This is a genomic window from Microbacterium sp. (assembly GCF_048259935.1).
Taxonomy (GTDB): Bacteria; Actinomycetota; Actinomycetes; order Actinomycetales; family Microbacteriaceae; genus Microbacterium.
In genome coordinates, this window is sequence record NZ_JBLXHF010000012.1 from 1 (window position 1) to 8,393 (window position 8,393).

Genomic DNA, 8,393 nt, shown 5'->3' on the forward strand with positions numbered 1-8,393 from the left:
TTGGTGATCCTTCAACTCGCCCCACGAGGCGGACTTGCTATAAACCGGTGGACTCACTCAACCCTGACACGTAGGGGTTCCCCTCGACGAAGCCAGGCCAGCACATCAGCGCGAACACGCTTTGGAACCGACTCAAGATCTTCGGCATCCAACCTTTGGCGACTCGCAACACGACGCTTTTCGACCTCACGAAGGAGCTCGACGCAGCCACCCTCGGAGCGCTGCTCGGATACTCCACACAGATCATGACAGCCCATGCCACCCGAAGCGGCAACATCATGGGCAGCTACCCCGCCACCAAACAGCAGCACCTCAAAGACGGTCGTTCTTGGGGGGATTAGTCCTCAGAGTGATACACCGAATATCCAGTCGGCATCTTCGCCTGTGCCCCGGTTAGGCTGCCAGGTCTAACCTTCCCTGTAGTACGCGAGTGTCGCGCCATTGCAGATCTGCACTGACCCGGCCCCATGGCTCGAGCTCGCGCCCACAACTGGCCGGTTACAAACAGCACTTAAGCCCTGTCCGTGGTGGATACGAGTGCGCCCGTCGCACGATTCCCCCCAACGGCATATCTAGCAACTCATGCGTCCTGCTCCATCTTGTCTCCTGAGCCCGGACACCAGTGTCGACGATGCGTTATGGCACACCGAAGGACTCACGGTTTGAGCGCAGTCGACCGATCTCCTGGTTTCGGGTCTCGACCAATAGCTGAGTTATGCTATCCATGATTCGGCATCATGGACTCAAAAACTCTTCCCGTACTCGTCATCATCTCTCGACGCGCCTCTCCCGGCCGCGAATCAGAACTTCGTGACTGGGCTGACGAGCTCTGTCGACGGGCCGCGCGATTTCCCGGCTACATCACATCGAGTGTGCGCGACACTCAACAGAAGTCCGTAACGACGGTAATCGTTGAATTGGGTTTCAGCTCGGCCTATCAGCTCATCGCTTGGGAGGAGAGTGAAGAACGTCTCGGACATCTCGACACGGCAGACGAACTCACCCAGGGAAACCCCATACCGCTGACGATAGAAGGACTCGAAGGTTTCGCCGACACGATGCGTGCCGGCGAAAGAAAAGCTCCCCGATGGCATACGGCTCTTGCGGTCTGGATCGCCCTCTATCCACCCGCCGTTCTCTCGGCATACCTTTTGAGTCCGAAACTCCACGCCCTGGCGATACCGGTGCAACTCCTCATCACCACACCGCTCACAGTGGCGACCGTTATCTGGGTGACGCTACCACTCGTGGACCGGCTTCGCGTGGCAATAAGGAGGCGTCGGCCCTGACCTGGATCGAGCGATCTGATATCAGCGGATCAAACGATTGTCATGTTCAAGAGCGGCAAGGTGAAACCGCCATACGTTGTCGTCATTGAAGGCCGATCCTAGGTCAGGAAGATCACGCAAGTCGTCTTCGTCAATATCCGGAGCGGCCGCCCCGGCGGCCATCACCCGCAACTGAATCTGGGCAAGAGAATCTATATTGATGGCCCGGATGACCGCTTCAGGAACGGTGCGGCCAACGGTCGTTAATCCGTGTCCTTTCAGTAGGCAGACAGGTTTGTCCGCCATGGTTGCCACCATGGCGTCGGCACGCTCAGCATTCCTGATTAGCGCGGAACTCGGGTGGATCGGGATCCCCATCCGCGCCATGCGCATGGCCGGGATATTGAAGGATCCGACGATGGGTCGCAGCGCCTCCCCCGTCAAGGTGAATGCCACGATCGCCGGCGGGTGAGCATGCACAACCGCCCGCACTTCGGGGTTGCGCGTCAACACACCAAGGTGCAGAGGAAGTTCATTGGGAGCGGAGTACCCCTGTGGCAAGTCATGAGCCCCGTCCATTCCGACGCTGTGGATGTCACTCACCTCAGTGAAGGCTAGACCACGTTCCTGCGGACCACGACAGCGCACAAGCACCGTTTCATCGTCGATTCGAAGACTGACATGGCCGAGAATGTCGTCGACGAGTCCCCGTTGTGCGAGCACTCGACATGCGTTAGCAACGAGGGTGCGTTCCTGTAACAGATGGGCAGAGACCATGCTAACTCCCTTTCAGAGGCCTGTTCATGTCCGAGAATAACAGAGATAGATTCTGACTTGCAGAGTAATCCGTTTAGACGGCGTCTTGCACTTCGGTGACGGAGGGGGTATATTTCTGCCAGGCAGATAGCTTCTCTTTCATTGGCCGCGATCGCAGGGAGCCCACATGGAACACAACTCCACCATTTACGATGAAATAAGGGCGGGGATGATCCCTGCCCACATTTACAACGATGAAGCGGTCTTTCAGAAAGAAAAATCGAACCTCTTCAGTCGTGCGTGGCTCTTCGTGGCTCACGAGTCAGAGATCCCGCAACCTGGCGACTACGTAGTACGCAAAGTTCTCGATGACTCGTTCATCGTTGTTCGGGATGAGAAGGGAGAGATCAAAGCGCACTTCAATATGTGCCTCCATCGCGGCATGCAGGTCTGCCGGGCAGAGATGGGCAATGCTTCGCATTTCCGGTGCCCATATCACGGCTGGTCCTACCGCAATGACGGCCGAATCATCGGACTTCCGTTCCATCAGGAAGCCTATGGCGGGGAAGAAGGTTTCAGCCGTAAAGGTGCGACGTTGTTGCCAGCACCAAGCCTCGACAGCTACAACGGCCTGATCTTCATCAGCATGGATCCTGATGCTCCCCCACTGCTCGAGTACCTTGGTGACTTCACCTTCTACCTCGACTACTACACAAAGCAGTCCTCCAGTGGGATCGAACTGCGGGGGCCACAACGGTGGCGTGTCAACGCGAACTGGAAAATCGGCGCGGAGAACTTCGCTGGCGATATGTACCACACCCCTCAGACCCATACCTCGGTAGTGGAGATCGGTCTCTTCCGCGAGCCAAAGGCGGAGAAGCGAAAAGACGGCAATACCTATTGGGCTGGCAACGGCGGTGGCACCACCTACAAACTCCCACCAGGAAACGTCGAGGAAAAGCTTAGATACGTCGGCTACCCACAGGAGATGGTGGACCGGATGAAGGAGGTGTGGACACAGGAGCAACTCGACGTCATCGGAGAGAACGGCTTCATGATTTCGGCCGCCTCCGCTTTCCCTAACATGAGCTTCGTGCACAACTGGCCCGTGGTTGAAGATGGCGAAGACGTTCTACCATTCATCTCCATTCGCACCTGGCAGCCGATCAGCGAGAACGAGACCGAAGTGCTCTCCTGGTTCGCTGTCGACGCTGAAGCTCCGGAGGAGTTCAAGGAACTTTCATACAAGGCGTATCTGATGTGCTTCGGCTCCACGGGCATGTTCGAGCAAGATGACGTAGAAAATTGGGTCTCACTGACCAACACGGCCAAGGGCTCAATGGCCCGCCGGCTGCTCCTTAATGGACGGATGGGCATGCTGAAGGACGGCTCACCGGTCGTCGCCCCCCTCACCTCGGAGGAGTTCGCAGGCCCCGGCGAAGCCCATGTCGGCTATGGCGAGTACAACCAGCGCCACCTACTGAACCGCTGGGCGGACTACCTCGAGGATGAACCCACCGAGCCCTCACGTCCGACGGTGGTCGGACTCATCCGAACGACCCCGTCGGCACTGGCTGCAGAACAAGCACTCGCTGCAGAACAAGCGGCAGACTCGGACCCGAAGCGGGCGTCATTATGACTCTCATCGGAGCGGACCTTTCGGCGCAAGCGGTTCTCGGCAAGAATGCCACCAAAGCCAGCAAAGTGGGAGCGTCACTATCGTTCGGTGACCCTCGCCATCTTGAGTTGTCCAGGTGGCTGGTCGATGAGGCCTACACGCTCGATGACCAGCGGTACGAAGACTGGCTCGAGACACTCACAGACGATATCCATTATTTAATGCCCGTGCGTGTCACAACGGCACTGGGTGCCGGCTACTCCACAAGCCCCAAGATGGCGCACTGGGATGAGAACAAGTACTCTCTCAGTCGCAGGGTGGCACGGTTCCTCACCGAACACGCCTGGACCGAGGATCCTCCCTCGCGTCTGCGGCACTACATCACGAACGTCCGGGCGTTCGAGACCGATGTCGAAGGAGAGCTCATCGCCGATTCGGCCGTTCTGCTCTTCCGGAGCCGGGGTGACACCAACCCGGCCTCAACAATCTCCGCGCAGCGCGAGGACGTTTTTCGGTTCGTGGATGGTCAGTATCAACTAGCTCGCCGGGTGATCATGATCGATGAATCAGTGCTTCGTACTCAGAACTTGGCGATCTTCCTATGACACTCGAGTGGGAGGGTGCTGAACAGGATCGTCTGGCGGCAATCGAAGCTGCGGAACACCGGCAGCGCTTGATAGCGAGAACGCGGGGGATACCGTTGGTGATCGCGAATGAGTTCTCGGAAATCAGAGTGTCACACGTCGAAACTCGCAACGGTTCAAGACTGCTCATCGAGTCCCCGAAGTCGGGCCAGTGGGTCGCGCTCGACCCTCTCGAGTTGGAAGCACTGACCTGGCAGACGACGCAAACTTTCTCGGAGATGATCGCGTCGCCATTCGAACCGATGTTCCCCGAGACCCATTGAACTAGGAGAACAACACATGGCGACCATCAAAGCCAACCTAGGTGCCTGCCAGGGCTACGCCAACTGTGTCATCGGCGCCGAAGACTACTTCGATATCGACGATGACGGAATAGTCGTAGTGCTGAAAGCCGAGGTGCCAGAATCAGACCGCAAAAGGGTCGAAGAGGCAGCCCGGAGCTGCCCGGTTTCCGCACTCATGGTAGTCGACTAATGCCCACCGTAGTCATCGTGGGCGCCTCAGTTGGCGGGATCAAGACAGCGCAGTCGCTGCGACTCGAAGGATATTCCGGTGAGATCATCTTGATCGACTCAGAGAGCGTCCCCGCCTATGATAAGCCGCCCCTCTCGAAGGCTTACCTTCAGTCCGGCGCGGCTCCGCACGAAATAGCGCTGCTCAGACCGGATGAGATCGCAGGCCTCTCCGCCGAATTCAAGCTCGGGTCTCCGGCGGTGGGGATGGACACCGAGGCACGCACTGTGACCCTTGAGTCGGGCGAAGCCGTCCGCTACGACGCTCTAGTCATCGCGACCGGGGCGCGAGCACGCCGCTCCCCATGGGGAGATGGTCCTGGCATCCATGTACTTCGGACCATGGCCGATGCGGACCGTCTCCGCAACGAGCTCCGGCCTGGACGGCGCCTATTGATCATCGGTGCCGGATTCATCGGCGCAGAGGTGGCATCGACGGCTCTCAACCATGGCGTCGTCGTCACAATGGTTGATCCCCATCCCGCACCGATGTCTCGCGTCCTCAACGAGGCCGTAGGAAACATATTCGCCACCAAACACCGGAAGGAGGGCGTCTCCACCGTTTTCGGCCACACCGTATCGAGCGTGACCAGAGCCGGAGACACATTCGAGGTTGAATTGAGCAACGGCGAACTACTATGGGCGGATAGCGTGCTCGTCGGAATCGGCGCGGTTGTCAACACCGAATGGCTCGCGTCGTCACATCTAGTCTTAGAAAACGGTGTGCTTTGCGGTCCCACATTAAACGCGATCGGAGCCGATCGCGTCTTTGCCGTTGGCGACATCGCGCGTTGGACGAGCGCAACGAACAATGAGGTGCTGCGGCTGGAGCACTGGACTAATGCCGTCGATCAAGCCAAGACGGTCGCACACAACATCGTGCATCCTGACGACCTCGTCGAATATGAGACGGTCGAGTACGTATGGAGCGACCAGTTCGACTGGAAAATCCAGGTGGTGGGGAGAACCGGTGCCTCCGACTTCGATATTCTCGGTGATCCTGCCGACGGCAAATTCGCAGTGTTGTATACAGCCGCAGATTCAACCTTGATGGGCGCAGTAGTGGTGAACTGGCCGCGCGCGCTCATTGCATGCCGTCGGGCTGTCGCCAATCGACGAGTTACAGACGACGTCAGCACGGAGTTGTCGGCCAATCTTTCCGCCTCCCGCGTCTCGCTTTCAGCTACGGCGCGCTAGATCGACCGGGGTGGATAGTGCGCGACCGAGCCAGTACAGTTTCTGAGGTGCAGAAATATGTGACGAAGCCCTCCTCCGAAGGAACACCACCCCAGTATCCAATCGAATCGGTCGACAACGCACTGAAATTGATCTTGCTCCTCGGAGAGGAATCGGAGATCCGACTAACAGATGCGAGCACCCATCTGGGAGTAGCCTCCTCAACAGCACACCGGATTCTCGCGATGCTGTCATGGCGAGGCTTCGTCCGTCAGAATCCCAGCACCAAAATGTACGGCCCTGGCCCTGCACTAACGACAGTTGCCTTCTCAGTGCTCCGCCGAATGGACATACCGCGCATCGCACAGCCAGTCCTCGACGATTTAAGCACCCTTCTAGGCGAGACGAGCCACATCGGAACGCTGGAAGGAAGCCGTGTACGCTTCCTGGCGGTTTCCGAACCCGCGGCCGCAGTACGCGTTGCATCCCGAATCGGAACAAACCTGCCAGCACACTGCACCTCGACCGGAAAAGCCCTTCTGGCAACTCTCAGCGAGGAACAGCTGCACAGGCTGTACCCGAACGAGGCGCTCGATCAGGTGACTGCGCACTCCGTGTCCACGAGGAACGAGTTGGAGCGACAGCTCGAGAAGGTGCGACGGGACGGGTACGCCACGAATCGCGAAGAAAGCGAGAACGGCGTCGCATCGGTGGCCGTCGCCGTGCCCAGCTCGAACGGTGCGACGCTCGCAGTGAACGTATCGGCACCTGTGCATCGTCTTCCTACCGCCAAGTTCCGCGCATTCAGCCGTGTCCTGAAGGAAGCGGTCTCTAGTTTGTCCGAAATGCTCGGGTAAACGGCTTGATAGTCGCTGCCAAGAAAGGGCATCGTGATTTCTTCTGAGAGAATCCCTCTCCTCCACGGCCACTCCATTCCTCGCGTGGGCCTCGGCACCTGGCCGCTGCTGGGTGAGGAGTGCGAGGAAATGGTCTCTACCGCGTTGGCGAGTGGATACCGGATGATCGATACTTCCCATAAATATGCCAATGAAGACGCAGTAGGTCGAGGTATCCACCGGTCCGCTGTGCCGCGGGACGAGATCTTTGTGACCAGTAAATTCAACAAAGAGGACCACAGCGTCGACGGCGTGCACCGAGCGTATGAAGAAAGCCTCAAGCGTCTCGGGCTGGAATACCTCGACCTCTTCCTCTGCCACTGGCCGGTACCGTGGGAAGACCGATATGTTGATGCCTGGAAGGGACTCGTTTCTCTAGTCGAGCAAGGCCTGGTGAAGGCGATCGGTGTGTCGAATTTTAAACCTGACCACATCGATCGAATCGTGGCAGCGACGGGTTATGTGCCCGATGTAAACCAGATCCAGCTCAGTGTCGATCTCGCACGCGCAGAGACCCGAAAATATCACTCTAGGCACGGCATCCTGACAGAGAGTTGGAGCCCGTTGGGGCGCGGCGCCCAGCTCCGTGAACTACCCCAGATCGTCGAGTTGGCAGAGAAACTCAAACGTTCCCCCGCCCAAATTTTGCTCCGCTGGCATGTGCAGCAGGGAATCGTGCCGATCCCCAGATCATCAAACGCCGATCAAATGCAACAGAACATCGCATTGTTCGATTTCGAGATCCCTGAGACGGATCTGGTTCAGCTCGAAGGTTTGGATCGAGGCGAAGCGGCCGCCCGCGACTCCAATGAACCCGAGAACGGACACTAACCCAGCCCTCTCCGGTTGAACGGCGAGAGGAGTATTGGGCCGCGATGGGTGAGCGCATCCGTTGCCATCAGCGCGCAGACACCGTTCCGAACAGCTTCGCGATCGGAGCCAACACCATGGGTCGGGCCGCAACCCAGGCTGCGGCGATCACCACGAGGGCTGCGACAAGGAACCAGAACCCGGTCCAGTTATCGGCATACGCATTCGGGTCGACAGACCCCTGCGCGGCGAACATGTGGTTCAGGTTGCGCAGAGCGCCGGTCGCAAACACGAGGAAAACGTGCACGGCGATGAAGGCAACGAAGTAGAGCATCACCGGGAAGTGCAGCGCACGCGCCCACTCGATCGGGTAGGCCTTATTGAGCTTCTCAGCGTTCTTTGGCCACATGCCACTCATCCGGAACCCGGTAACGGCGGCGAGGGGAGCGGCAAGGAAGATCGTCACGAAGTAGGCGATCTGCTGGATCGAGTTGTAGTTGACCCAGCCGTTCTCGGTCGGCCAATCCAACGAGATGTACTGCAGCACCGCGGAGAGCGCGTTGGGGAAGACTTCCCAGCTGGTGGGGATCACCCGCATCCACTGTCCGGTGACGAACAGCAGCACGATGAAGACGACACCGGAATTTGTCAAGGCGAGTGAGGCCGGTGGGTGTTAGGCGGCGAGTTGGATCTCGTCGGTTGGTGGCTGGTTG

General features: G+C 58.5%; 10 protein-coding genes. 8 read left to right on the top strand and 2 right to left on the bottom strand.

All coding sequences use genetic code 11. The annotated features are described in order from the left end of the window. Window positions 1–155: 155 nt before the first annotated feature. Entirely contained in the window at window positions 156–341 is a 186-nt protein-coding gene (locus ACN0RC_RS14320) for a hypothetical protein (protein ID WP_417512577.1), read from the top strand. 396 nt (window positions 342–737) lie between these two features. Continuing rightward, window positions 738–1,289: a hypothetical protein gene (locus ACN0RC_RS14325; RefSeq protein WP_190265273.1), complete on the top strand. Its 552-nt coding sequence runs from the start codon at window positions 738–740 to the stop codon at window positions 1,287–1,289. Between the two features lie 21 nt (window positions 1,290–1,310). Here ACN0RC_RS14325 and ACN0RC_RS14330 read toward each other — a convergent pair whose 3' ends face one another. Further along, window positions 1,311–2,045: a class II aldolase/adducin family protein gene (locus ACN0RC_RS14330; RefSeq protein ID WP_417512578.1), complete on the bottom strand. Its 735-nt coding sequence runs from the start codon at window positions 2,043–2,045 to the stop codon at window positions 1,311–1,313. A gap of 166 nt (window positions 2,046–2,211) precedes the next feature. On the opposite strand from ACN0RC_RS14330, the gene ACN0RC_RS14335 reads away from it, so the two are divergent. The 6 genes from ACN0RC_RS14335 to ACN0RC_RS14360 all read left to right on the top strand — a co-directional run bounded on the left by ACN0RC_RS14335 (window position 2,212) and on the right by ACN0RC_RS14360 (window position 7,701). Next, window positions 2,212–3,663: a Rieske 2Fe-2S domain-containing protein gene (locus tag ACN0RC_RS14335; RefSeq protein ID WP_417512579.1), complete on the top strand. Its 1,452-nt coding sequence runs from the start codon at window positions 2,212–2,214 to the stop codon at window positions 3,661–3,663. Beyond that, window positions 3,660–4,247, top strand: a complete 588-nt coding sequence (locus ACN0RC_RS14340) for a 3-phenylpropionate/cinnamic acid dioxygenase subunit beta (protein WP_417512580.1) — start codon at window positions 3,660–3,662, stop codon at window positions 4,245–4,247. The genes ACN0RC_RS14335 and ACN0RC_RS14340 overlap by 4 nt, the downstream gene beginning before the upstream one ends. A 318-nt stretch (window positions 4,248–4,565) precedes the next feature. Continuing rightward, on the top strand, window positions 4,566–4,760 hold the full coding sequence (locus ACN0RC_RS14345) for a ferredoxin (protein WP_417512581.1): 195 nt from the start codon (window positions 4,566–4,568) through the stop codon (window positions 4,758–4,760). Then, complete coding sequence (locus tag ACN0RC_RS14350; protein WP_417512582.1) at window positions 4,760–5,995, top strand: NAD(P)/FAD-dependent oxidoreductase; 1,236 nt, start codon at window positions 4,760–4,762, stop codon at window positions 5,993–5,995. The genes ACN0RC_RS14345 and ACN0RC_RS14350 overlap by 1 nt, the downstream gene beginning before the upstream one ends. A 47-nt stretch (window positions 5,996–6,042) precedes the next feature. After that, window positions 6,043–6,831 carry an IclR family transcriptional regulator gene (locus ACN0RC_RS14355; RefSeq protein ID WP_417512583.1) on the top strand — a complete coding sequence of 263 codons (789 nt, stop codon included), beginning with the start codon at window positions 6,043–6,045 and terminating at the stop codon, window positions 6,829–6,831. Between the two features lie 84 nt (window positions 6,832–6,915). Next, window positions 6,916–7,701 (top strand): aldo/keto reductase, encoded by a 786-nt coding sequence (locus tag ACN0RC_RS14360; protein WP_417512584.1) that lies wholly within the window; start codon window positions 6,916–6,918, stop codon window positions 7,699–7,701. A gap of 67 nt (window positions 7,702–7,768) precedes the next feature. On the opposite strand, the gene ACN0RC_RS14365 is transcribed toward ACN0RC_RS14360, so the two are convergent. Then, window positions 7,769–8,332, bottom strand: coding sequence for a cytochrome b/b6 domain-containing protein (locus tag ACN0RC_RS14365; protein WP_417512585.1), 564 nt, complete (start codon window positions 8,330–8,332; stop codon window positions 7,769–7,771). Window positions 8,333–8,393: the final 61 nt, after the last annotated feature.